The sequence below is a fragment of the Actinophytocola gossypii genome, assembly GCF_025165815.1.
GTDB classification, from domain to species: Bacteria; Actinomycetota; Actinomycetes; order Mycobacteriales; family Pseudonocardiaceae; genus Actinophytocola; species Actinophytocola gossypii.
On the sequence record NZ_JAFFZE010000012.1, the window covers coordinates 54,821 to 78,133 of the forward strand.

Consider the following 23,313-nt stretch of genomic DNA (forward strand, 5'->3'; position numbering starts at 1 on the left):
CGTCTCCTCGCCGAGTCCTAGGCCGCGGTCGCGACTGGTTCACGGGTTTCCCGGTCGGGCACCGGTGGCGTCGTGTCGTTGCCGGGCAGGGTACGGAAAGCGCGTAGGCGCAGGCTGTTGGTGACCACGAAGACCGAGCTGAAGGCCATCACCGCGCCGGCGAGCATGGGGTTCAGCAGGCCGGCGGCGGCCAGTGGGATCGTGGCCACGTTGTAGGCGAACGCCCAGAACAGGTTTCCCCGGATGGTGTTCAGGGTGCGGCGGGAGAGGCGGATCGCGTCGGCCGCCGCCCGGAGGTCGCCTCGGGTCAGGGTGAGGTCGCTGGCCTCGATGGCCACGTCGGTGCCGGTGCCCATCGCGAGGCCGAGGTCGGCCTGGGTGAGGGCGGCCGCGTCGTTGACGCCGTCGCCGACCATGGCCACCACGCGGCCGGACTCCTGGAGGCGGCGGACCTCGGAGACCTTGTCGGCGGGGAGGACGCCGGCGATCACCTCGTCGATGCCGACCTCGTCGGCGACGGCGCGGGCGGCGGCCTCGTTGTCGCCGGTCAGCATGACCGGGGTCAGGCCGAGGGCGCGCAGCTGGCGCACGGCCTCGGCGCTGGTCGGCTTCACCGTGTCGGCCACCACCAGCAGGCCCCGCACCTCGCCGTCCCAGGCGACGGCCACGGCGGTGTGGCCGCGGGACTCCGCCGCCGACCGGGCCTCGGCCAGCGGGGGCGGGAGGTCCGGCAGCCAGGAGTGGCCGGCCCGGCCGGCGGCGACCTCGACGTCGTCGACGGTGCCGCGCACGCCGAGGCCGGCGACGGACTGGAACGACGCGACGGCGGGCAGCGGGCCGGACTCGGCCGCCGCGGTCGCGATGGCGCGGGCGATCGGGTGTTCGGAGGCGTCCTCCAGCGCACCGGCCAGGCGCAGCAGGCGTTGGCGGGGCACGCCGGGCGCCGGCACGACGTCCACAAGGGACATCTCGCCCGCGGTGACGGTGCCGGTCTTGTCCAGCACCACGGTGTCCACCCGGCGGGTCGACTCCAGTACCTCAGGGCCGCGGATCAGGATGCCGAGTTGCGCGCCCCGGCCGGTACCGACGAGCAGCGCGGTCGGCGTCGCGAGGCCGAGCGCGCACGGGCACGCGATGATCAGCACCGCGACGGCCGCGGTGAACGCCGACGCGGCCGACGCCCCGGTACCGAGCCAGAAGCCGAGCACGGCAAGGGAAAGCCCGATCACCACCGGGACGAACACCGCCGACACCCGGTCGGCCAGCCGCTGCACGCGCGCCTTGCCGGTCTGCGCCTGCTCCACCAGCTCAGCCATCCGCGCGAGCTGGGTGTCCGCGCCGACCCGGGTCGCCCGAACGACCAGGCGGCCGCCGGCGTTCACGGTCGCGCCGACCACCCGGTCGCCCGGGCCGACCTCGACCGGCACCGACTCGCCGGTAAGCATGCTCTCGTCCACCGCGGACGAGCCGTCCTCGACCTCGCCGTCGGTGGCGACCTTCTCCCCCGGCCGCACCACGAACCGGTCGCCGACGGCCAGGCTCTCCACCGGGATCCTGGTCTCGACGCCGTCCCGCAGTACGGCGACGTCCTTGGCGCCCATCGACAGCAGCGCGCGCAGCGCCGATCCCGCCCGGGACTTGGCCCGCGCCTCGAAGTACCGGCCGGCCAGGATGAACGTGATCACCCCGGCGGCGACCTCCAGGTAGATCGAGCCCTCGCCGCTGGTGCGCTCGATCGTCAGCCGGAACGGGTGGGTCATCCCGGGCATCCCGGCCGTCCCGAGGAACAGCGCGTACAGCGACCACGCGAACGCGGCCAGCGTGCCCATGGAGATCAGCGTGTCCATGGTGGCCGCGCCGTGCCGCAGGTTCGTCCACGCGGCCCGGTGGAACGGCAGTCCGCCCCACACCACGACCGGCGCGGCCAGCGTGAGCGACGCCCACTGCCAGTACTCGAACTGCAGCGCCGGCACCATGGCCATCGCCACCACCGGCACCGCCAGTGCGAGGCTCACGAACAGCCTGGTGCGCAGGGTGCGCAGCCCCCGGTCCTCCGGTTCGTCGGCGGCGACCGGTGCCGGGGCGGGCGGGGCGGCGGTGTAACCGAGCTTCTCGACCACGGCCACCAGGTCCTCTGTGGACACCTCGGCGGTCGCGTTCACCCTGGCCCGCTCGGTGGCGTAGTTGACGGTCGCCTCGACACCGTCGAGCCGGTTCAGCTTCTTCTCGATGCGCGCGGCGCACGAGGCGCACGTCATCCCACCGATCACGAGCTCGACCCGATCCATCATCTCTCCTCGTGCGGCTCGGCGACCGCGGTGAACTCCGCGGTGCGCACCACGTCGCCGTGCTTGAAGTCCAGGTACAGCCGGTAGGTACCGGTACTGGGTACCTCGGTGTCGAAGGTGACACTCGGCCCGGCCGCGGCGCCATCGTGCGGGTGGACGTGCAGGTAGGCGAGGTCGCCCTGGCGGAGCGCGACCAGATGCCCGTACGCGCCGAGGTAGGGCTGCAGGTCGGTGACCGGCACCCCGCCCTTGTCGACGGTGAGCGTGAGCCTGCTCGTCGTGCCCGCGTCGAGGTGGCCGGACAGGGTCACCCGGTAGCCGTCGACCTCGGCGGTCAGCGCCGGCGGCGGCATTGGCACCGGGCGGTAGTCGCCGGGCACCGGCACGTCGACGCCGAGCGTGACCGGCTCGGTGCGGCCGGCCGGTACGAAGTCGGCGAACATCCGGTAGTCACCGGCGTCGCGCAGGTCAAGGGGAACGCGCCAGGTGCCGTCGGCGGACATCTCCGGGTGCACGTGCCGGAAGCCGGACAGGTCGCGGCGCGCCACGATCAGGTGCATCAGCTTGTCGTGGTTCGGGGTGAAGCGGGTGACCGGATCGCCGGACTCGTCGAGGATCCGGAAGGCGAACCCGCGCGGATCGACCACCTCGAGGGTGTGGCCGTCCGCGGTGACCCGCAGCCCGGCCGGCAGCGGCTCGCCCTCGGCGTGCCCGCCGGACTCCCCGCCGGACTCCCCGCCGCCACCGTGGCCGTGCCCGGCGGCGGCGGGCTCGGCGGGGGAGTCGCCTGAGTCGATCGAGTCGACCGGCCCGAAGGCCTGCCCGATGCCGTAGGCGCCGGCGAACGCCACGGCCAGCACCAGCGCGAACCCGCCGAGTCTCGCCGCCGCCATCTCAGCTCGCCAACTCGTAGCCGGCCTCGTCGACCGACGCGCGGACGTCGTCGGTGGACAGTGGGCCGTCGCTGGTGACGGTGACCCGCCCGGAGGACAGGTCGACCGAGACGTCGGTGACGCCGGCGATCCGGCCCACCTCCTCGCGCACCGCGCCGACGCAGTGTTCGCAGGTCATCCCGGTCACGGTGTAAGTAGCTGTCGTCGTCATGACCACAGCGTACTATACCCCCGCACGGTATGCGAGGCGGTCAGAACAACGTCGGCGGGCTCGCGGCCTCGAACGGGTCCATGGTGTTCAGCTCGTCCGACGGCAGCGCGGAGAAGGTGAGGGTCAGCGCGGAGTGGTCGGACAGCCGGGTGGTGCGCGGCTCGTGCACGTACTCGCACTCCTCGATCTCGGCGGCGAGCTTCTTCGTGCAGTGCGCGTGGTCGTAGCGGTAGCCGTCGCCGGTGCGGCCGATCCAGCTGTGCTCCACCAGGTCGGGCTCGGTGTGCCGGAACGCGTCGACGAGGCCGTGCTTGTCGGTCAGTCCTCGGTAGAAGTCGTACTCGAACCAGCGGAACGTGGTGTAGCTCGGCTGGTGGTCGGGTTCGAGCACGTTGAGGTCACCCAGCAGTACGGTCTCCGCCCCCGAGTCCCTGAGCCCGTTGGCGCCGAGGGCGGTGGAGAACTCGGAGAGCCAGCGGCGCTTGCGCTCGGTGCGTTCTGCGGTGGCGTCCCTGGTGGGCGCGTAGGCGCCGATCACCCGGACCAGGCCCATGGCGGTGGAGATCAGCACGCCGGCCACCCGCTCGGGCAGGAAGGACAGGTGCGCGGCGATCGGGTCCGGCTGGATCGGCAGCCTGCTGGCGATCATCACGCCGTACTCGGTCGGGCCCGGTTTCGGGTAGACCACGGCCCAGCCGGCCGTGCGGAACGCGTCGGCCAGGTGGCGGCAGCCGTCGGACTGCCGGGTCTCGGTGAGCACGAACACGTCCTCGTGCCGGGTGGCGAGCCAGGCCAGCTGGCGGTGTGCACGCTCCTCCGAGGGGCTACCGATGTTGAAGGTCATCAGGCTGAGACCGGACATGAAGCCTGATGGTAGAGGTGGGTCCGGGGTTCACTCCTGGGTGATGGCGAGCAGCTTGATCACCGTGTTCCAGTTCCGCACGGTGGCCACCTCACCCTTCCGGTCCGGGAACGCGGCGAGCACCTTCGAGTTCCGGACGCCGCCGGGGGCCCAGAAGTAGACCTCCCGCTCCCCCAGGTGGAACAGCTCCGGCGCGAAGGCGTCCGGCGCGTGGTCCGGCGGGACGACCCGGCCGCGCAGGAACGACACCAGGTACCGGGACGGGTCGTCGGCGACGTGGCCGAACGGGTCGGCCGCGGCGACCGCGCGCAGTTCGTCGGCGGTGCGGACGACACAGTCGATCGGGAAGCCCGCGCCGTCGGCCAGGCGCCGCTCCAACTCGGCGCGGACGGTGTCGGGGTCCTTGTCGGTGCCGAACACGGCGTTGCCGCTCTGCAGGAGCGTGCGGACGTCGGTGTAGCCGAGGTCGGCGAGCCAGGCCCGCAGGTCGGCCATCGCCACCCGCCGCTTCGCACCCAGGTTGATGCCCCGCAACAACGCGACGTACGTGGTCATGGTCGGAACCTAGCCTCGGGGTACGACAGTTCTCACGGGTTGATGGCGAGGAAGAGGAACGCGGCGAGTAGGACCAGGTGCACGCTGCCCTGCAGGCGGGTCGCGCGGCCGGGGACCACGGTCAGCACGCTCACCACGACGGTCAGCAGGAGCAGCACCATCTGGGTCGGTCCGAGGCCGAGCACCAGCGGGCCGTCCAGCCAGACCGAGGCCAGCGCGATCGTCGGGACGGTCAGGCCGATGCTCGCGATCGCCGACCCGTACGCCAGGTTGAGGCTGGTCTGGATCCGGCCCCGGCGGGCGGCGCGGACCGCGGCGAGGGTCTCCGGCAGCAGCACGAGCATGGCGATCACCACGCCGACGAACGAGTGCGGGAAGCCCACCGCCTCGACCGCGTCCTCGATCGCCGGGGACTCGATCTTGGCCAGGCCGACCACCGCGACCAGCGCGGCGACCAGCAGTCCCAGGCTGGTCAGCGCGGTGCGGTCGCTTGGCGGCGCGGCGTGCTCGTCCTCGCCGCAGTCCTGGCCCACCGGCAGGAAGAAGTCGCGGTGCCGGACGGTCTGGGTGAGCACGAACGCGACGTAGAGCGCGAGCGAGGCCAGCGCGGCGAAGGCCAGCTGACCGGGCGAGAACTCCGGGCCGGGCTGGCTGGTGGTGAACGTCGGCAGCACCAGGCTCATCGTGGCGAGCGTGGCCACGGTCGCCAGCGCCGCGCCGGAGCCCTCGGCGTTGAACAGCGTCATCCCGTAGCGCCGGGCGCCGACCAGCAGCGACAGGCCGACGATCCCGGTGGTGGTGATCATCACCGCGGCGAACACCGTGTCCCTGGCGAGCGAGGCGGTCTCCGGGCCGCCGGACACCATCAGCGTGACGATCAGCCCGACCTCGATCACGGTGACCGAGACGGCCAGCACCAGCGAACCGAACGGCTCCCCCACCCGGTGCGCGACCACCTCGGCGTGGTGCACCGCGGCGAGCACCGCCCCGGCCAGCAGCAGCGCGACGACCACCACCAGCACCGCGCCCAGGTCACGCCCCCAGGTCAGCGCCAGCGCGACGATCGCGAGCAGCGGGACGGCGACCGTCCAGTTCAGCAACTGTCTCATGCACCACTCCCGGTCAGTCCGGCGATCAGGGCGTCCAGCCCCCGCCGGAACAGCTCGTTCCAGTCCTGCTCGCCCAGGTGGCCGGTGGCCGCGAGCGTCGGATATTCGTCGGCGTGCGCGCGCACGTGCTGGTCGGCCACATCTTCCGGGCCGCCCGCCGTCCTGGTCAGTGCCGAGCCGATGACGTAGTTGGCCAGGCCGTGCGTCGCGGCGGCCAGGTCCACGCCGGTGAGGCCGCCGCGGGCCAGGGTCGCCTGCAGGAACTCGGTGCGGGCCAGCACGTTGGGGCCGAGCATGGGGCGGCCGAGCAGGCCCGGCGCCCACGGGTGCCGCAGCATCACCGCGTACCAGGCGGTGATCAGGCCGCGCACGTCGTCGGCCCAGTGGCCAGGCGCGGCGGGCAGGGGCACGTCGCGGAAGATCGCGTCGAGCGCGAGGTCGAGGACGTCGTCCTTGGTGCGCACGTGCCAGTAGAGGGTGGTCGACCCGGCCCCGAGGCGTTCGGCGAGATGCCGCATGGTGAGCCGGGCGGCGCCCTCCTCGTCGAGCAGCGCCACCGTCTCGGCGACGATCCGGTCCCGGGTCAGCGGTGGCGCGGACCGGTACGCGCGCGGCTCGCGCAGCCACACCTCGCCCGCGATCCCACTGCTGCGGCCGCCTCGGCCGCCGGCCCGTGACTCGTTCACTCTCCGAGACTAGTATGACGCTCGACCACTAGACCAACGTTCGAGAATAGGACCAACGTTCGTGGGCCATGTCGAGGTCTCGCACCTCACCCAGACGCTCCCCGACGGCCGGCCGCTGCTCGACGACGTGTCGTTCCGCGTCGCCGCCGGGGTGATCGCCGGCGTCGTCGGCCCGAACGGCGCCGGCAAGACGACGTTGCTGCGGCTGATCGCGGGCGACCTCACGCCGACCGCCGGGGAGGTCGGCACCAGCGGCGGGGTCGGCGTGCTGCGCCAGTTCGTCGCCACGCCGACGACGACGGTGCGGGAGCTGCTGCTCTCGGTGGCGCCGGCGCGGTTGCGGGCCTCGACCCGTGCCCTCGCGGACGCCGAACGGGCCCTCGGCGACGACGAGGAGAGCCAGCTGGCCTACGCGGCGGCGATCGCCGAGCACGTCGACGCTGGCGGGTACGACATCGAGGTCGTGTGGGACACCTGCACGACGATCGCGCTCGGCCTGCCGTTCGACGCGGCCGCCGGGCGCCCGGTGGGGACGCTGTCCGGCGGCGAGCGCAAGCGGCTGGTGCTCGCGACGCTGCTGCGCGGGCCGGACGAGGTGCTGCTGCTCGACGAGCCGGACAACTACCTGGACGTGCCGGGGAAGGAGTGGCTGGAGACCGAGCTGCTGGCGTGCGGCAAGACCGTGCTGCTGGTGTCGCACGACCGCGCGCTGCTGGCCAACGCGACCTCGCGGGTCGTCGCCGTCGAGGGCCGGGACGTGTGGGTGCACGGCGACGGGTTCGGCACGTTCGCCCAGGCGCGAGCCGAGCGGGTGGCCCGCGTCGACGCGCGCAGACGGCAGTGGGAGGACGAGCACCGCAGGCTGCGCGACGTGGCGAACACGTTGCGGCAGAAGGCCGCGCGCAACGACTCGGTCGCCTCGGCGTACAAGGCGGCGCGCTCGCGGCTGGCGCGGTTCGAGCAGGCCGGGCCGCCGCGCCGGCCGCCGAAGGAGCAGAACGTGCGGATGCGACTGCGCGGCGGCCGGACCGGGAAGCGGGCGCTGACCTGCACGGGGCTCGCGCTGACCGGGCTGACCGAGGCGTTCGACCTCGAGGTGTGGTTCGGCGAGCGGGTGGCGGTGCTCGGCGCGAACGGCACCGGGAAGTCCCGGTTCCTGACCCTGCTGGCCGGCGGGGAGGTGCCGAACACGGGGACCGTGGAGCTGGGCGCGCGGGTGGAGCCGGGGCACTTCGTGCAGACCCACACCCGCCCTGACCTGCACGGACGCACCCCGGCGGAGGTCGTGGTCGACGGCCTGGGGCTGGACCGTGACGACGGGATGTCGGCGCTCGCGCGGTACGAGATCGCGCCGGCGTGGAACCAGCCGTTCGAGACGCTGTCCGGCGGGCAGCAGGCGCGGCTGCAGATCCTGCTGCTCGAGCTGACCGGGGCGACGCTGCTGCTGCTCGACGAGCCGACCGACAACCTGGACCTGGCGAGCGCGGACGCCCTGCAGCACGGGCTGCGCGCGTTCACCGGCACGGTGCTGGCGATCACCCACGACCGCTGGTTCGCCGCCGACTTCGACCGGTACCTCCACTTCGGTCCGGACGGCCGGGTGCGGGAAACGCCGGCGGCCGTGTGGCGCTAGTGCTTTCACCGCGGTGAAAGCGCCGGGAAAGCGGCGCGCGCATCGTGGCCGCCACACCAGCGGCGGAAGGAACTTCGACGATGAGCCATGCCCACCCGCAGCAAAGGTGGCCACCGGGTGGCATGGCGCCCCCGGCGCCCACCGGACCCGGCGGGCGACCGTCCACGGCGATGCTCACCGTGACCTCGGTGCTCAGCGCGATCGCGGGACTGGCCTATGTCGGTCTCTTCGTGCTGATGTCGATCAGCGCCGCCGCGGAGATCGAGACGATCGAGAAGCTCGTCCGGCTCAAGGAGAACGGCTCCGCGAACATCACGAACACCTACGAGGACCTCGCGGCGTCCGTCGAGGAGAACGAGCTGGCGACCGTCGTGTTCGGTGTCGGGGCGGCGCTCACGATCCCGCTCGTGGTGGCCGGCCTGCTCGCGCTCGGTGGCCGCGGCTGGGCGCGGGTGCTGGCCACGGTCTTCATGCTCCCGGCGGTCGTGGTGGTCACCTTCGGGGTCATCCACGACATCGCCGACGGCCATCCGGAGAACGCGTTCGCCCTGGTGTTCACCGTCCCCGCGCTCGTGCTCACGCTGCTCTGGTGGCTGCCGCCGACCTCCCGGGCGATGGTCGCCAAGCGGTGGCGACGCGCCGCCACACACCAGGGCCGGCCGATGCCGGGACGGCCGTACGCCTAGGCCGCCCGCCGGGTCTCGGCGTCCAGGGCCGACTCGATGGTGTCCGAGACACGGGTCGGGGAGCCCGCCTCGCGCAGTACCGAGCGGAACCGGCGGGCCGCGGCGCGGGTCGCCTCGTCCGCGGCGACGCGGGACACCGTCCGGCGCAGCGACTCCGGTGTCAGCTCGGGCAGTACCTCGCCCAGGCCGAGCGCCGTGACCCGCGCGGCGTTGCGGTGCTCCTCCGGCGACCGCGGCACGAGCACCACCGGGGTGGCGTGCCGCACCGCCGCGCCGATGGCCGGGAGCCCGCCGTCGGCGAGCAGCACGTCGGCGTGCGCGAGCGCGGCGAAGCCCGGGGGCACCGCGGTGACGTGCTCCGGCAGGTCGGCCGGCGGGGTGTCGGTGAGCAGCACGACCTGCCACACCGGCCCGAACGCCGAGGTGAGCACCGGCAGCGGCACGCCGTCGTGCGCCACCACCAGCACCGGGCGCGGATCGGCCGGCGTCCAGTCGCCGAACACGGTGCCGCGGCCGGCCGGGTGCACGTAGACGTGGCCCTCGCCGTTCTCGCCGAACTGGCGCTCCCCCGGCCAGACCGCCAGGTTCGCGTGCGCCACCACGACCCGGGCGCCCCAGCCGGCGGCGAGCTCGACCGCCGCGTCGCGGGTACGCGGGTCGGCGACGACCAGGTCGACCGGCCCCCGCGCGCGGAACGCCGGCAGTGCGGCCAACGCCCGCTCGTCCCGCCCGTACCGCAGCAGCACCACACCCGCGTCGGCGTCCTCGTCGGCGAACGGGTCGCTGGTCGCGAACGTCACCGCGTGCCCGCGCCGGCCGAGCTCCTCGGCGACGGCGAGCGTCAGGTACAGGTGGTCGGTGTCGGGACGGCTGAGGAACAGCACGTGCCGGGACGATCCCATGTCGGCCTCCCTGTGACGGGTCACACATCGACGCTAGGTCCGTTCGATCGTGCCGCCCTCGAGACCGGGTCGAGCCGGCTGGCCGACGGGCGCCGGGTGCGTTAGAGCCGGTCTTTTCTCCCCTGGGGAACCGGAGTTAGGGTTGGTGGCACATCTCCACGGTTACGCAGCCAGCCGTGTGTCCTTCCGCAGCATGGAGGTTCACATGGCCGAACCGTTCCCCCTCGTCCGGCACGAGGTCCGCTCCAGGACCCGGCGCCGCCAGCGGCTCACCTCGCCGGACACCAGGCTCCATCTTCGGACGTCCACCGTGGACAGCGGCGTCGTGCTGATCTCCGTCGACGGCGAGGTCGACCTCGCCAACCGGCACGCGCTCGCCGAGGCACTCGCCTCGGCCGCCGCCGACCCCGAGCTCCGGCTCGTCGTCTGCGACCTGACCAGGGTGGGCTTCCTGGCCTGCTCCGGGGTGTCCGTGCTCGTCGAGGCGGGGGCGGACGTGCACGCGCGCGGTGCGCTACTCCGCGTGGTCGCCACCGAGACGGCGGTACTGCGGGTGCTGGACGCCACCGAGCAGCGCGAGCCGCTCGGCCTGCGGCCGAACCTCACCGCCGCGCTCAGCGGGTTCGTCGCACCGCCGGAGCGGCCGGACACCGCGCCGACCCTGGCCCACCTGCGGACGGCACTGGACGCGGCGGTCGCGCAGGCCAACGATCTGGCCGAACTGTGCGGGCGGCTGGCCGAGCGGGTGGCCGCCGTGGACGCCGGCCGGCTCGTCGACGACCGGGGCGAGCACTGGAAGCCGGCCGACGCCCTCGCCGACATGGTCGAGGACCTGCGCGTGCTGCAGAACCACCTGGTCACCGGCGCGCTGCTGGCCGCCCCCGCGGTCGAGGACCTCGGCCACCTGCGCGACGCCGAACCGCCCAGCTGAAGCACCGCGCGATCGTCCTGGTCGCGACCGGCTCCTGATGGCAGTGTGGAGGCACACGACTGATCGACGAGCCCGGGAGGGTGCGGGAATGGCACGTGCGGTGGAGCGGATCCGGGAGCGCGGCGAGCAGGCGCGGGAGAAGGAGATCGTCGAGGTGCTCGTCGACGCGTTCGACGAGCTGATGCGTGCCAACCCGGTGGCGTTCCGGCGCAAGTTCCGCAAGATGGCCGCGGAGCCGTTCGCGTTCTACCGGGGCACGGCCTGCCTGTTCTACGCCGACATGGCGCACGAGGACGACCCGTGGGCCGACGAGCGCACCAGCCGGGTGTGGATCCAGGGCGACCTGCACGCGGAGAACTTCGGCACCTACATGGACTCCTCCGGCACGCTGGTGTTCGACGTCAACGACTTCGACGAGGCCTACCTCGGCTGCTTCACCTGGGACCTCAAACGGCTCGCGGCGAGCGTGGCGCTGATGGCGTGGAGCAAGGCGATCTCCGACCGCGACATCGCCGCGCTGATCGGCACCTTCGTGCGCGCCTACGTCCGGCAGGTGCGCGCGTTCGTGGCGAACCCCGGCGACGAGATGGTGCGGCTGCACCTCGACTCGACCGAGGGCGTGATCCACGACGTGCTCCTGCGGGCGCGGCTGCGCACCCGGATCGACCTGCTCGACTCGATGACCGCGGTGGAGGCCTACGAGCGGCGCTTCACCCGCGGCATGGGCGTGCGGGAGCTGGGTGACGACGAGCGGACGCGGGTCACCAGCGCCTTTGAGTCCTATTTGGACACCATTCCGCGGGGCAAGCGGTTCGGGCGGAACACCTACCACGTCAAGGACATCGTCGGCCGCTCCGGGTTCGGGATCGGGTCGGCCGGGCTGCCCGCGTACAACGTGCTGGTGGAGGGCAACACGCAGGCGCTGGAGAACGACGTGGTGCTGTCGATGAAGCAGGGCAACGTGCCGGCACCGAGCCGGATCGTGGACGAGCGGCGGATCCGCGACTACTTCGAGCACGAGGGCCACCGCACCGCCGTCTCCCAGCGGGCGCTGCAGGCGCACGCCGACCCGTGGCTCGGGCACACCGAGTTGGGCGGCGTCGGCTTCGTGGTCGCCGAGCTGTCCCCGTACACCAACGACCTGGACTGGTCGGAGCTCACCGAACCGGCCGACATGGACCCGGTGCTGGAGTACCTCGGCCGGGCCACGGCGAAGACGCACTGCGTGTCGGACTCCGACTCCGAACAGTCCCTTGTGGACTTCCAGGTGGAGGAGGCGATCGCGGCGGTGATCGACGACGAGGACCGGCTGGTCGAGGCGGTGACGTCGTTCGCGATGGCCTACGCGGTGCAGACCCGCGCCGACCACCGGCTGTTCGTCGACGCCTTCCGCGGCGGCCAGATCCCGGGCATCAGCTCGGCCGACCCGGTCTGAGACGAAAACCGCGGTTTTCGTCACCGTTCGTATCCTTCTGGTCACCACCTCGTTGAGAGGAATGTGCGTTTCGCAATTTGCGCGAGCGGGTACCGTACGTGCATGTCCGGCTGCCGGCGGGTCGTGTCATGAACGGTTGGCGGAACCCCATGCTCGCGACCATCACCGACCGCCGGTTCTCCGACGAGAACTGGGTCTTCGAACGGAAGCTGGACGGCCTGCGCGCGGTGTCCATACGGGACGGTTGGCGCCCGCAGCTGTGGAGCCGCGACCAGAAGCGCGTCGACGCCGCCCATCCGGAGCTGGTCGATGCGCTCGCCGAGCTCGGCGGGCCCCGGTTCGTCGCCGACGGCGAGATCGTCGCGTTCGACGGGACGGACAGCTTCGCGGCACTGCACGCCCGCGGCCCGGGGACCCGGATCTACTACTACCTGTTCGACCTGCTCTCCCTCGACGGCCAGGACCTCCGCGGGCGGCCGCTGCGGGAGCGCAAGCGGCTGCTGCGCAGGGCCTTCCACTTCCGCGACCCGCTGCGCTACTCCGAGCACCGCGACCGCGACGGCGAGGACTACTACCGGCACGCCTGTGCGCAGGGCTGGGAGGGCCTGATCGCCAAGCGCGCGGACTCGCCGTACCGGGGCGGGCAGTCCGGCGACTGGCTGAAGTTCAAGTGCGTCCGTGACCAGGAGTTCGTGGTCGGCGGGTTCACCGACCCGCAGGGCTCCCGCGCGGGGTTCGGCGCCCTGCTCATCGGCTACCACGAGGACGGCCGGCTGCGCTACGCCGGCAAGGTCGGTACCGGCTACGACCACGCCACGCTGCGCGAACTGCGGGCCCGGCTGGACACGATGGCCCAGGAGAGGTGCCCGTTCGCCGACGAGGTGCCCGAGCCGACCGCGCACTGGGTCCGGCCGGAGCTGGTGGTGCAGGTGGGGTTCACCGAGTGGACGCGGATCGGCCGGCTGCGCCACCCGCGCTACGGCGGCCTGCGCACCGACAAGCCGGCCGAGGAGGTCGTCCGGGAGACCCGGTAGGTGGGGTTGATTCTGGGTACTCCGCCACCGAGGTGATGCACGTGCGTGAGTTCGACGACGAAGGGCCCCGCGCGGAGGGGCCGCCGGTGGTGTGGGCCGGCCCGGACCTGGGACCGGCGCTGGTCGTGATCGACCCGATGGGCACCGCCAAGCACGCGGAACTGCCCGCGACCTGGCACACGCTGGAGCGGACGCATCAGATCGCCTGGTGCCGGCTGCCGGCGAGCCAGCGATCGCTCGAGGACGTCGAGGACGTGCTGGAGTCGCTGGCCGAGCGCCGGCCGCCGAGGGTCGCGCTGGTCGCCACGGGTGAGGCGTGCGCGGCGGCGGTCGCGCTGGCCGGGCAGTTCGACGACCTGGTCCAGCTGGTGCTGCTCGTCGACCCGGGCGAGGACACGCCCGACTCGGCGCTGGCGACGGTCGTGGCCAGGAGCACCGGGCAGGGCGGGGACACCCACGCCGGCGACATCGACCCGGACCTGGACCGGGTGGCCGCCCCCCTGCCGCTCGGCCATCCGGACGTGGTCACCAGGATCGCGGCGGCCCTCGCCGAAGCCGACCAGGCGGCCGCCGAGGGGCGCTGATACGTCCTCTGTGGACGGAACGTGTGTGCGATTGGCTTGTCCCTCAATAGGCTTCGCCTTCACTTGCCGACTTGAGAAGGACCGGCAACGGGCCTACGGTGGATTGCAGTGCGGTTCAGCACGTAGCCGTGCTCAGATTCGGGAGCGGGTCGGCTCCCGTGGTGGCGGCGCACTGTGAAGCAGGCGTTCACCGCTACTCGTCATCCAACGAGAAGGGCGGTCGTCGTGCACAACTACTCCCTGTGGACGGAAGGTGAGGTCCGCACGCCCAGTCCGAGGAGGCCGGGCGAGCGTGAGACCCACGGCAATCGTCGTACCCAAGTCCTCGACTTCGACATCGCCGTCGAACGACAACCGGAACAGCCGGTTATCGCCCACGTGACCGGTTCGATCGACCTGCTCACCGCCCCGGCGCTGCGTGTCTGCGTCGAGGACTGCATCCACGGCTCACGCGCCGACGGCAACGGGATGGTGCTGGACCTGAGCCGGGTCGGCTTCCTGGCCGCGGCCGGGGTGACCGTGCTGGCCGACACCGAGCACCGGGCCGGCCGGGAGAACCTTGCCTGGGCGGTGGTGGCCAACACCCGGCCGGTGATCCGCCCGCTCGACCTGCTCGGCCTGCGTGACCAACTGCCGACCTACGACTCGGTGCCCGTCGCGGTCGACGCGGTATGCGCGCTCGCTCGCTGCTCGTAGCCACGCACGCGCGTATCGTAGGCGGGTAGGTTGGTACGTCATGGCGGACGACCTCTCGACCGCGCTGGCCGACATGGCCCGCGACCTGCTGGCTCAGCCGACGCTGCAGGCGACCCTGGACCGCATCGTCGCGCACGCGGTCGATCTCGTGGACGGCTGCGAGTCGGCCGGCATCCTGATCGTCCGCCGCGGCGAGACGCAGTCCCTCGCCGCCACCGACGACCTCGCCCGCGAGTCGGACATGTTGCAGGGCGAGGTGGGCGAGGGCCCGTGCCTGGACGCCACGCTGCGGGCGGAGCAGATCTTCCGCATCCCGGACGTCGCCAATGACAAACGGTGGCCGAAGTACGGTCCGAGGGCCGTCGACCTGGGCATTCACAGCGCGCTCGGGTTCCTGCTGTTCACCGAGGACGAGAACCTGGGCGCGCTGAACATGTACGCCCGGCGTACCCACGCATTCCCCGAGGACACCGGGCACGCCGGCTGGCTGCTGGCCTCGCACGCGGCGGTCGCCTTCGCCAACGCGCGCACCGACGACCAGCTGCGCGCGGCCGTCGCGACCCGGCAGGAGATCGGCGAGGCGGTCGGCATCCTGATGGAGCGGTACAAGATGCCGGAGGAGCGCGCCTTCGACCTGCTCCGCCGGGAGTCGCAGAACCGCAACATCAAGCTGCGCGACGTGGCCCGGACCGTCACCGAGACCGGCGAGGTCGGCGGGTAGTCGCCCGGCCGAGCGGGTACCCGGGCGGCATGGAACGACCGAATCCCGTGCAGTGGACACGCTACGCATTCGGCGGGCGGCTCCCGGACCGGTACCGGGACTGGGTGCTGTACGACACCACCTCCCGACACTGGCTGTTGCGGTTCGCGCTGCGGGTGGTGGTGGAGACCCTGCCGTGGCTCGTGCTGGGGTTCCTTGTCCTGGTGCTGGTCACGCCGGTGCCGGTCGGACTCGTGCTCGCCGCGCTGGCGCTCGCGCTGGTCACCAGCCTGTTCTTCACCGTGACCAGCGCCGACGAGCTGACCGAGGCCCGGCTGGTCAAGCACGGGTTCCGCGCCGGAACCGGGAAGCGCCTGCGCAAGGAACAGCGCCAACAGCACGGGTAGCCGTCACGGCCGGACCCTGGTGCGCCAGAAGTCGAAGAACTCCTCCTGGCGCGGGCCCATCTGCGCCACGTAGACCTCGTCGAAGCCCGCGTCCGTGTACGCCTGGAGGGTCCGCTGGTAGGCCTCCACGTCCGGGCCGCAGGGCAGCGTCCCGGCCATCATGTCCCGGGTGACCAGCTGCGACGCCTGCTCGAAGTGGCTCGGCTGCGCCAGCACCTGACCCAGCTCGCCCGGCAGCTGGGTGTTCGGCCAGATCCGGTGCGCGGTGTCCAGGCCCTCGTCCTCGGTGGGCGCGTAGCTGACCTTGAACCCGCCCTGGGCCGGCTTGTCGCCGCCGCCCTCCTCGCGGAACATCCGCACCAGGTCCCCGGACGGCATGACCGCGACGTAGCCGTCACCGATCCGGGCGGCCAGCTTCACCGCCTTCGGGCCGAAGCCGGAGACGTAGATCGGCACCGGCCGCTCCGGCAGGGTGAAGACCTGGGCGCCCTCGACCGTGTAGTGCTTGCCCCGGTGGTTGACCACGCCGCCGCGGTGCAGCTCGCGGATGACCTCGACCGCCTCCTCCAGCATCTCCAGCCGGACGGCCGCCGGTGGCCACGGGTCGCCGAAGATGTGCTCGTTGAGCGCCTCGCCGGACCCGACGCCGAGTACGAACCTCCCGTCGAGCTGTACCGAGGCGGTGGCCGCGGCCTGGGCGATCACGGCGGGGTGGATCCGCACGGTCGGGCAGGTCACGGCGGTGGTGACCGGCAGGTCGACGGCCTCGGAGATGGCGCCGATGACCGACCAGACGAACGGGCTCTGGCCCTGTTCGGAGTTCCAGGGGTGGTAGTGGTCGGAGATCCACAGTCGCTCGAAACCGGCGTCGGCGGCCATTCTGGCCTGCCGGACCAGGTCGCGCGGGCCGAACTCCTCGCAGGACAGGAAGTATCCGATGCTGGGCATGAGCTGCGGATACCCGGACGGACCCGACGCAACCCCCGTACCGGACGTGTCAGCCCCGTCCGGTACGGGTAGCCGGTGGGGTACCCGATTGGAACAGGGAGAGCCCACGATGACCACCATCGAGAAGTCGGTCGACGTCACCGCGCCGGTGAGCACCGCGTACAACCAGTGGACGCAGTTCGAGTCGTTCCCCGAGTTCATGGAGGGCGTCGACCGGATCACCCAGGAGTCGGCGACCCGTACCCACTGGCAGACCAGCATCGGCGGGGTCGCCCGCGAGTTCGACGCCGAGATCACCGAGCAGCACCCGGACGAGCGGGTGGCGTGGCGCACGGTCGACGGCCCGCCGCACTCCGGCGTCGTCACCTTCCACCGGATCGACGACCGGACGACCAGGGTGCACCTGCAGATGGAGTACTCGCCCGAGTCGTTCACCGAGAAGGCGGGTTCCGCGCTGGGCGTGGTGTCCACGCGGATCCAGGGCGATCTCAAGCGCTTCAAGGAATTCATCGAGCGCCGCGGTCAGGAGACCGGTGAGTGGCGCGGTGACGTGACCCGTGCACCGCAGCGGGGCGAGGGCCACGAGACCGGCGACGTCGGCGGCAACTCCGCGCGCAGCATCCCGCCGGGCGGGATCGGCTAGCCCGTGTCCTCGGTGACCGCGTGCGCGGCGCCGACCGGTTTGGACTCCGGCGACCCGCGCTGTCGCAAGTAGACACTCAGCACGGCCATCGAACCGATGGCGAGGAACTCGGACTGCCAGTTCTGCAGGGTCCGGTTCCAGAAGTCGGCGCTGCCGACGTACTGCGGCCAGGTCACCGGGTCGGTCAGCTGGGCGAGCTGCTCGGAGTTGTAGGCGGCCAACCCGGCGATCGACTGGGCGATCCAGGACAGCAGGAACAACACGCCCATGGTGATCCCGAGCGAGCGGGAGAACACGGCGGTGCGCCACCCACCGGCCCGGACCCACTTCGGGGAGTCCTCGGTGGCGTACCGCCCCATCTGCTGTTGCTCGTCGGTCTCCACGCCGATGGTCTCCGGCGACTTGGACTCCGGCGAACCCCGCTGGATCAGCCACACGGTGGCGAAGATGTAGAGCAGGAACTGCAGGTACTCGGACTGCCAGTTCTCCGCGACGTCCACGGCGAACTCCGAGGTGGTCAGGAACGACCAGAACGAGATCTCCGAGCCGCCGTCGACGATCTGGCGGTTGTTGAAGTCGGCGTGCCCGGCGACGGCCTGGCCGACCAGCGTGCCGAGGAACAGCAACCCGAACGCGATGCCGAGTCCGTTGTCCCGGAGAAAGCGCTTCATGCCCGTCCTCCTACATCCGCAGTAGACCGACGACGATGAAGTACGCCACACCGGCGACGATCAAACCCAGGTACAGCACGAAGATCGTGCGCCGCATCGCTCCCCCCCGTCAGTCGCTCAGCAGGCAGTCGTAGGTCTCGTCCTCGGTGCGCAGGCAGCCCGCGGCGGCGACTCGCCAGCCGCTGTGCGTCTCGACCAGGAAGAGGGTGTCGGTCTCGCCGATCGCCTGGGCGCGGTCACCCCAGACCTCGACCTCGTCCACGGTGCCGCCGGCGGGCAGGTCCAACGAACCGAGGCTGTCCACACAGGACTCACCCTCGCCGAACTCGAACGCCTCGCGGGTCTTCGGAGCGATCAGCGCGCACGCCGCCCGGGCGTCGCCTGCCTCGACCGCGGCCAGGAAGTCGTCGGCCACAGTGGACGATGTGGCCGCGCGTTCCCCGGCGGCACAGCCGACGCACAGCAGCGTGAGGACCACCAAGATGGCCCCGGCCCCACACGTCCGGTGGATCTTCACTCCGCCAAGCCTGGGGCCGCCGCACGACGTTGTCAACTCGACGTGCGGCGGCCCCGGCCCAGGCTCCCGATCGCGGGTCAGGCGCCCACCTTCACCGGCTCCAGCTGCGGCTTGGTGTCGATGCCCGGGATGCCGCGGCCGCGGATCGAGCAGGCGCGGGTCTCCGGCACGAAGTACAGCGCCACCGCGCCGACGACACACGCGGCCATCATGTAGTAGGCCGGGAACAGCAGGTCGCCGGTGGCGTTGACCAGCCCCTGGTTCACCACCGGCGCGGTGCCGCCGAAGATCGACGTGGACACGTTGTAGGCGATGGCGAAGCCCGCGTAGCGCACGTGGGTCGGGAACATCGCCGGGAACATCGCCGAGATCGTCGACAGCTGCGGCACGTAGAACAGGCCGAGCACGGCGAACGCGATGATCGCACCGGTGAAGCCGGACGCCATCAGCTGGAACATCGGGATCGCCAGTACGAACAGGCCGATCAGCGAGATCCACCAGAGTGTCTTGCGACCGACCTTGTCCGACCAGGCTCCGGCGAACGGCACCAACAACATCATCGCCGTCTGCCCGATGATGATCAGGATCAGGGCCTCGGTCGAGGACAGGCCGATCTCGGTCTCCAGGTAGGTCGGCATGTACGCGAGCAGCGTGTAGTTGACGATGTTCAGCGTCACCACGAGACCGACGAGCAGCAGCAGCGGCTGCCAGTACCTCATCAGGTCACGCAGGTGGGTCTTGGCCTCGTGGTCGATCTTGCCCTCGGCCGCGGCCTCGCGGAACACCGGCGTGTCCTCGAGCTTGGACCGCAGGTACAGGCCGATGATGCCGAGCGGCCCGGCGACCAGGAACGGCAGGCGCCAGCCCCAGTCGGCCATGGCGGCGGACCCGACGACCTGCTCGACGACCAGCGCCAGCGCGGCGCCGAGGGTGAACCCGCCGAGCGTGCCGAACTCCAGGAAGCTGCCGTACCGGCCGCGCTTGCGGTCCGGGGCGTACTCGGCCATGAACGTGGCCGCGCCGCCGTACTCGCCGCCGGTGGAGAAGCCCTGGATCATCCGCAGCACGATCAGGCCGATCGGCGCGAGGATGCCGATGCTGACGTAACCGGGGAGCAGACCGACGCAGAACGTGGCACCGGCCATCAGCAGGATCGTGGTGGCCAGCACCTTCTGCCGGCCGAGCCGGTCACCGAGCGGCCCCCAGACCAGCCCACCGAGCGGCCGGATGAGGAAGGACACCGCGAACACCAGCAGACTGCCCAAAGTGGACGCCGCGTCGTTCTCACTGGGGAAGAACGTGTTTCCGATGTGGACAGCGGTGTAGGCGTAGACACCGTAGTCGAACCACTCGGTCATGTTTCCGATGGCCGAGGCGGCGATCGCCCGGTGCAACGTCTTCTTGTCCGGCTCGCTCGCCGTTGTCGAGCCGCCCTCCGATCGTTCTGCCATGACCTGCCTCCCGCTGGTAGTTCGGACACACGAAGCGTTGCGCAGGATACCCAGCAACCAAGTGTTCAAACGTCAGGTAAGAAAAATTCGCGTTGGACCAGGGAGAGTACGCCTGGAACACCGGAACGCGCACGCCCAGCGTGTCCACTTCGTCCAGTTCAGCAGGAACCTGCCACCGGTCCCGACCACGCCGTCACGCAACGTGATCAGCTGTCACTCTTGTCCGATCGGTTGCCGGGTTCGACCGTCGGACGAGTGGCAGTCGGTCGGCGTGCACTGGCACGCCTACGTGCGCTGCCGGGGGCACGGCGCGAACCGACCCGCGCTACGGAACTCCCGCCGGACGCCGTGTCCTTCCGGTCGCCGGGGACTGCCCCGCCGGCGGCGGCCACGCGCCGATCGGCTGGGAGTCCTCGGCCGATCGGCTGACCTCGTGCGGGCCGGGCATGGCCATCTGCCCGAAGCCCGACCGTGCCGCTCTCCCCCAGGCTGTGCGCCGACACATCCGATTACTCAGGGAGAACTCAGGTGCACACCGAACCGACACCGTTGCTGACGGGGCGGGGGCTGGTCAAGCGGTACGGCCAGCAGCACGCGCTCGCCGGCGTCGACATCGACGTCTCCGCCGGGGAGGTGCTGGCGATCGTCGGGCCGTCCGGGTCGGGGAAGACGACCTTGCTGCACGTGCTCGCCGGCATCCTGCGCGCCGACGAGGGGCGGATCGCGCTCGACGGGCGGCGGATCGACCAGCTCGGGGAGGCCGGGCGCAGCGAGCTGCGGCGCACCGAGTTCGGCTTCGTCTTCCAGTCCGGGATGCTCGTCGCCGAGCTCACCGCCGAGGAGAACGTCGCGCTGCCACTGCTGCTCGGCGGGCGCGACCGCACCACCGCCACCGACGCGGCGCGGGAGTGGTTGGGCCGGCTCGGGCTCGCCGGCAAGGAGCAGCGGCGGCCCGGCGAACTCTCCGGCGGCGAGGCGCAGCGCGTCGCCATCGCCAGGGCGATCGCGCACCGGCCGAAGGTGATCTTCGCGGACGAGCCGACCGGGGCGCTGGACACGCGGACCGGGCACGCCACCGTGCACGCGCTGATCGACTCCGCGCGCACCACCAACACCGCCGTCGTCATCGTGACCCACGACCGGGAGCTGGCCGCCTCCGTGCCGCGCACGGTCGCCATCCGCGACGGCGCGATCGACCAGGCGGTGCCGGCGGCATGAACCCGGTCCAGTTGGCGTGGAAGGTGCTGCGCGCCGATCGCCGCACGCAGGTCGCCACGCTGCTCACCGCGGCCGGCGTCGCCGTCGCCACCGCGCTGGTGCTGCTGCTGGCCAGCCTGCCGTTCGCCACCGAGTCCCGCGCCGAGCGGGCCCTGTGGCAGGAGCCACGGTACGAGCTGTCCACCGGCGTGGCTCCGACGATCGCCTGGAGCTTCAGCGTGGACGAGATCGACGGCCGGCAGATCACCCGGGTCGACATCGCTCCGCTCACCGACGGCGACATCGCCCTGCCGCCGGGGATCGACCGGCTGCCAGAGCCGGGCGAGCTGCTCCGCTCCCCCGAACTCGCCGCGCTCGCCGACAGCCGCCCGCCCGCCGAGCTGGCCGACCGGTTCGCCGCCGAGCCCGTGGGGGTGCTCGGCGACGAGGCGCTGCGGTTCCCCGAGCAGCTCGTGGTGCTGGTCGGGCACACACCGGACACGATGCCGGCCAACGCGCTGGAGCTGACCGCGTTCGGCACGGGCGACCCGCGGCCGGACCAGCTGCTCACGCTGCTCGCCGGCGTCGGGCTGGTCGTGCTGCTGGTGCCCAGCCTGGTGCTGGTGGCCTCGGCGTCCCGGCTGATCGCCGCCCGGCGGGAGCGGCGGCTCGCGGCCCTGCGGCTCGCCGGCGCGACGCCCGCGCAGGTCACCGCCATGGTCGCGGCCGAGACCGGGATCGCCGCAGTGGCCGGTGGCGCGCTCGGCGTCGCGATCTCGCCGCTGCTGCACCGGGCGGCGACGACGGTGCCGTGGGACGGCGGCACCTGGTTCGCACACGACTTCGTGCTCGGGCCCGGCCTGGTGGCGGCGATCGCGGTGACGGTCGCCGTGCTGGTCGTCGGCGCCGCGGTCGTGGGGCTGCGCCGGGTGGTGAGCACGCCGCTGATGGCGACCGGCGGGCACACCCGCAAGCCGCTGTCCGGCTGGCGGCTGCTGCTGGTGCCGGCCGCGCTCGCGCTGTTCTTCTGGACCCTCAGCCGGGCGAACACCGGCGACGGCGCGCTGCCGATCCTGGTCGCGCTCGGGGTGCTGATGTGGTCGCCGACGGTCGTCGGGCCGTGGGCCACCTCGGCGCTCGGCGGGATCTTCGTGCGGTCGTGGCGGCGGCCAGCGGCACTGCTCGCCGGGCGGCGGCTGCGCGACGACCCGAAGGCCGCGTACCGGGCGTCCGCCGGCGTGGTGCTCGCCGCGTTCGCCGGGTCGATGGCGCTGACGCTGATGCCGAGCCTGGAGTCGGAGGCCGGGTACTACAGCCAGTTCCGGGACGAGGTGCTGTACCTCGACACGAACGAGGACCGCGCCGGGCCGATCGCCGCGGCCGTCGACGACAAGCTCGCCCGGTACGGGCTGGACGCCCGCGCCTCCCGGGTGGACCAGGCGGAGCTGGTGAGCGGCGACCAGTACCACACCGCGACGATCGCGACCTGCGCGGACGCCGAGCGGCTGCTGGCCGGCGTCGGCGACCTGCCGTGCCGGGACACCCCGGCGATCTACGTCGACCCGGCGCTCGACGTGGCCGACGCCGGTGTGCCGGACGCGAGCACCGGCTCGGCCGTGCCGCTGCCGGCCGACGCGCCGGTGGTGTCGACCGACACCGCGGGGCTCCTGCTGGTCGACCCGGCGCTGTGGCCGGCGGACGCGCCGCTGCTGGAGGTGAACGTCGCCGTGCCGGCCGACGAGAGGACCCGGGAGACCGTGCGCACGGCGCTGCTCGCCGGATCGGGCGGCGAGCAGGTGGTGAGCAAGGAGATGAAGCTCGGCCAGCAGGACACCCAGCTCGCGGATCTGCGCCGGGTCACGGTGATCGGCCTGGTCACCGCATCCCTGCTGGCCGGCGTCAGCGCCGCGATCGCCACCGCGGGTTCGGTGATGGACCGGCGGCGCACGTTCGGCGCGCTGATGGCCGCCGGCACGCCGGTGCGCACGCTCGCCCGCGCGCTGCGGGCGGAGGCCGCGCTGCCCGCGCTGGTGTCGACGGTCGGCGCGGGGGCGCTCGGTACGGCGGTCGGCGTCGGGCTGTTCGGGCTGGTGTCGGGCAGTCCCGCGGTGTTCAGCCCGTGGCTGGCCGCGCCGGTGGTGCTCGGCGCACTGGTGGCGTTGATCGCCGCGTCGGTGTGCGCGCCGGCGCTGCGGCGGGTGCGGGCGGAGCCCCTGGCCGACGAGTGAGAGCAGTGAAGGACGCCTTCGCCGCGCTCAACGCGGTGAAGGCGTC

24 protein-coding genes are annotated in these 23,313 nt (G+C 72.2%); 12 read left to right on the plus strand and 12 right to left on the minus strand.

Annotated features, from left to right (window positions below):
- Positions 1–17 precede the first annotated feature (17 nt).
- From JT362_RS14170 to JT362_RS14200, 7 genes are read right to left on the minus strand one after another with little or no spacing between them, the layout of a single operon-like run.
- Positions 18–2,288, minus strand: a complete 2,271-nt coding sequence (locus JT362_RS14170; RefSeq protein WP_260191652.1) for a heavy metal translocating P-type ATPase — start codon at positions 2,286–2,288, stop codon at positions 18–20.
- Positions 2,288–3,181 (minus strand): DUF8832 domain-containing protein, encoded by an 894-nt coding sequence (locus JT362_RS14175; protein WP_260191653.1) that lies wholly within the window; start codon positions 3,179–3,181, stop codon positions 2,288–2,290. Before JT362_RS14175 ends, JT362_RS14170 begins: the two co-directional genes overlap by 1 nt.
- A gap of 1 nt (position 3,182) precedes the next feature.
- Entirely contained in the window at positions 3,183–3,392 is a 210-nt protein-coding gene (locus JT362_RS14180; protein ID WP_260191654.1) for a heavy-metal-associated domain-containing protein, read from the minus strand.
- A gap of 40 nt (positions 3,393–3,432) precedes the next feature.
- Positions 3,433–4,254 (minus strand): endonuclease/exonuclease/phosphatase family protein, encoded by an 822-nt coding sequence (locus JT362_RS14185; RefSeq protein ID WP_260191655.1) that lies wholly within the window; start codon positions 4,252–4,254, stop codon positions 3,433–3,435.
- A gap of 30 nt (positions 4,255–4,284) precedes the next feature.
- The gene (locus JT362_RS14190; RefSeq protein ID WP_260191656.1) at positions 4,285–4,809 is read right to left on the minus strand and encodes a DUF1697 domain-containing protein; all 525 of its coding nucleotides are present in this window, start codon (positions 4,807–4,809) and stop codon (positions 4,285–4,287) included.
- A 32-nt stretch (positions 4,810–4,841) separates the two neighbouring features.
- On the minus strand, positions 4,842–5,918 hold the full coding sequence (locus JT362_RS14195) for a calcium:cation antiporter (RefSeq protein WP_260191657.1): 1,077 nt from the start codon (positions 5,916–5,918) through the stop codon (positions 4,842–4,844).
- Complete coding sequence (locus tag JT362_RS14200) at positions 5,915–6,604, minus strand: TetR/AcrR family transcriptional regulator (RefSeq protein ID WP_260191658.1); 690 nt, start codon at positions 6,602–6,604, stop codon at positions 5,915–5,917. Before JT362_RS14200 ends, JT362_RS14195 begins: the two co-directional genes overlap by 4 nt.
- Positions 6,605–6,665: 61 nt before the next feature.
- On the opposite strand from JT362_RS14200, the gene JT362_RS14205 reads away from it, so the two are divergent.
- Positions 6,666–8,237: an ABC-F family ATP-binding cassette domain-containing protein gene (locus JT362_RS14205; protein WP_260191659.1), complete on the plus strand. Its 1,572-nt coding sequence runs from the start codon at positions 6,666–6,668 to the stop codon at positions 8,235–8,237.
- Between the two features lie 170 nt (positions 8,238–8,407).
- Positions 8,408–8,923, plus strand: coding sequence for a hypothetical protein (locus JT362_RS14210; protein ID WP_260191660.1), 516 nt, complete (start codon positions 8,408–8,410; stop codon positions 8,921–8,923).
- On the opposite strand, the gene JT362_RS14215 is transcribed toward JT362_RS14210, so the two are convergent.
- On the minus strand, positions 8,920–9,849 hold the full coding sequence (locus tag JT362_RS14215; protein WP_260191661.1) for a glycosyltransferase: 930 nt from the start codon (positions 9,847–9,849) through the stop codon (positions 8,920–8,922). The two genes, JT362_RS14210 and JT362_RS14215, sit on opposite strands and share 4 nt — an antisense overlap.
- Before the next feature lie 181 nt (positions 9,850–10,030).
- On the opposite strand from JT362_RS14215, the gene JT362_RS14220 reads away from it, so the two are divergent.
- The 7 genes from JT362_RS14220 (at position 10,031) to JT362_RS14250 (ending at position 15,612) form a co-directional block, all read left to right on the plus strand.
- Positions 10,031–10,756: an anti-sigma factor antagonist gene (locus tag JT362_RS14220; RefSeq protein ID WP_260191662.1), complete on the plus strand. Its 726-nt coding sequence runs from the start codon at positions 10,031–10,033 to the stop codon at positions 10,754–10,756.
- 88 nt (positions 10,757–10,844) lie between these two features.
- Positions 10,845–12,191 (plus strand): DUF2252 domain-containing protein, encoded by a 1,347-nt coding sequence (locus JT362_RS14225; protein ID WP_260191663.1) that lies wholly within the window; start codon positions 10,845–10,847, stop codon positions 12,189–12,191.
- 149 nt (positions 12,192–12,340) lie between these two features.
- Entirely contained in the window at positions 12,341–13,225 is an 885-nt protein-coding gene (gene ligD, locus JT362_RS14230) for a non-homologous end-joining DNA ligase (protein WP_260191664.1), read from the plus strand.
- A 41-nt stretch (positions 13,226–13,266) separates the two neighbouring features.
- On the plus strand, positions 13,267–13,809 hold the full coding sequence (locus tag JT362_RS14235; RefSeq protein ID WP_260191665.1) for a hypothetical protein: 543 nt from the start codon (positions 13,267–13,269) through the stop codon (positions 13,807–13,809).
- Between the two features lie 225 nt (positions 13,810–14,034).
- Positions 14,035–14,505, plus strand: a complete 471-nt coding sequence (locus JT362_RS14240; RefSeq protein ID WP_260191666.1) for an STAS domain-containing protein — start codon at positions 14,035–14,037, stop codon at positions 14,503–14,505.
- 40 nt (positions 14,506–14,545) lie between these two features.
- Positions 14,546–15,226, plus strand: a complete 681-nt coding sequence (locus tag JT362_RS14245) for a GAF and ANTAR domain-containing protein (protein ID WP_260191667.1) — start codon at positions 14,546–14,548, stop codon at positions 15,224–15,226.
- A gap of 29 nt (positions 15,227–15,255) precedes the next feature.
- On the plus strand, positions 15,256–15,612 hold the full coding sequence (locus JT362_RS14250) for a DUF5313 family protein (protein WP_260191668.1): 357 nt from the start codon (positions 15,256–15,258) through the stop codon (positions 15,610–15,612).
- Between the two features lie 3 nt (positions 15,613–15,615).
- Here the strand turns inward: JT362_RS14250 and JT362_RS14255 are convergent, their stop codons facing one another.
- Entirely contained in the window at positions 15,616–16,560 is a 945-nt protein-coding gene (locus JT362_RS14255) for a TIGR03557 family F420-dependent LLM class oxidoreductase (protein ID WP_260191669.1), read from the minus strand.
- Positions 16,561–16,669: 109 nt separating this feature from the next.
- Here JT362_RS14255 and JT362_RS14260 point away from each other — a divergent pair, with 109 nt between their 5' ends.
- Positions 16,670–17,203: an SRPBCC family protein gene (locus tag JT362_RS14260; protein ID WP_260191670.1), complete on the plus strand. Its 534-nt coding sequence runs from the start codon at positions 16,670–16,672 to the stop codon at positions 17,201–17,203.
- On the opposite strand, the gene JT362_RS14265 is transcribed toward JT362_RS14260, so the two are convergent.
- The 3 genes from JT362_RS14265 to JT362_RS14275 all read right to left on the minus strand — a co-directional run bounded on the left by JT362_RS14265 (position 17,200) and on the right by JT362_RS14275 (position 19,842).
- Positions 17,200–17,874 carry a DUF6766 family protein gene (locus JT362_RS14265; protein WP_260191671.1) on the minus strand — a complete coding sequence of 225 codons (675 nt, stop codon included), beginning with the start codon at positions 17,872–17,874 and terminating at the stop codon, positions 17,200–17,202. The two genes, JT362_RS14260 and JT362_RS14265, sit on opposite strands and share 4 nt — an antisense overlap.
- 109 nt (positions 17,875–17,983) lie before the next feature.
- The gene (locus JT362_RS14270; RefSeq protein ID WP_260191672.1) at positions 17,984–18,391 is read right to left on the minus strand and encodes a hypothetical protein; all 408 of its coding nucleotides are present in this window, start codon (positions 18,389–18,391) and stop codon (positions 17,984–17,986) included.
- A 77-nt stretch (positions 18,392–18,468) separates the two neighbouring features.
- Positions 18,469–19,842: an MFS transporter gene (locus tag JT362_RS14275; RefSeq protein ID WP_260191673.1), complete on the minus strand. Its 1,374-nt coding sequence runs from the start codon at positions 19,840–19,842 to the stop codon at positions 18,469–18,471.
- A gap of 549 nt (positions 19,843–20,391) precedes the next feature.
- On the opposite strand from JT362_RS14275, the gene JT362_RS14280 reads away from it, so the two are divergent.
- Both JT362_RS14280 and JT362_RS14285 read left to right on the plus strand, forming a co-directional pair.
- On the plus strand, positions 20,392–21,060 hold the full coding sequence (locus JT362_RS14280) for an ABC transporter ATP-binding protein (protein ID WP_375546506.1): 669 nt from the start codon (positions 20,392–20,394) through the stop codon (positions 21,058–21,060).
- Positions 21,057–23,267, plus strand: a complete 2,211-nt coding sequence (locus tag JT362_RS14285; protein WP_260191675.1) for an FtsX-like permease family protein — start codon at positions 21,057–21,059, stop codon at positions 23,265–23,267. Before JT362_RS14280 ends, JT362_RS14285 begins: the two co-directional genes overlap by 4 nt.
- Positions 23,268–23,313 lie beyond the last annotated feature (46 nt).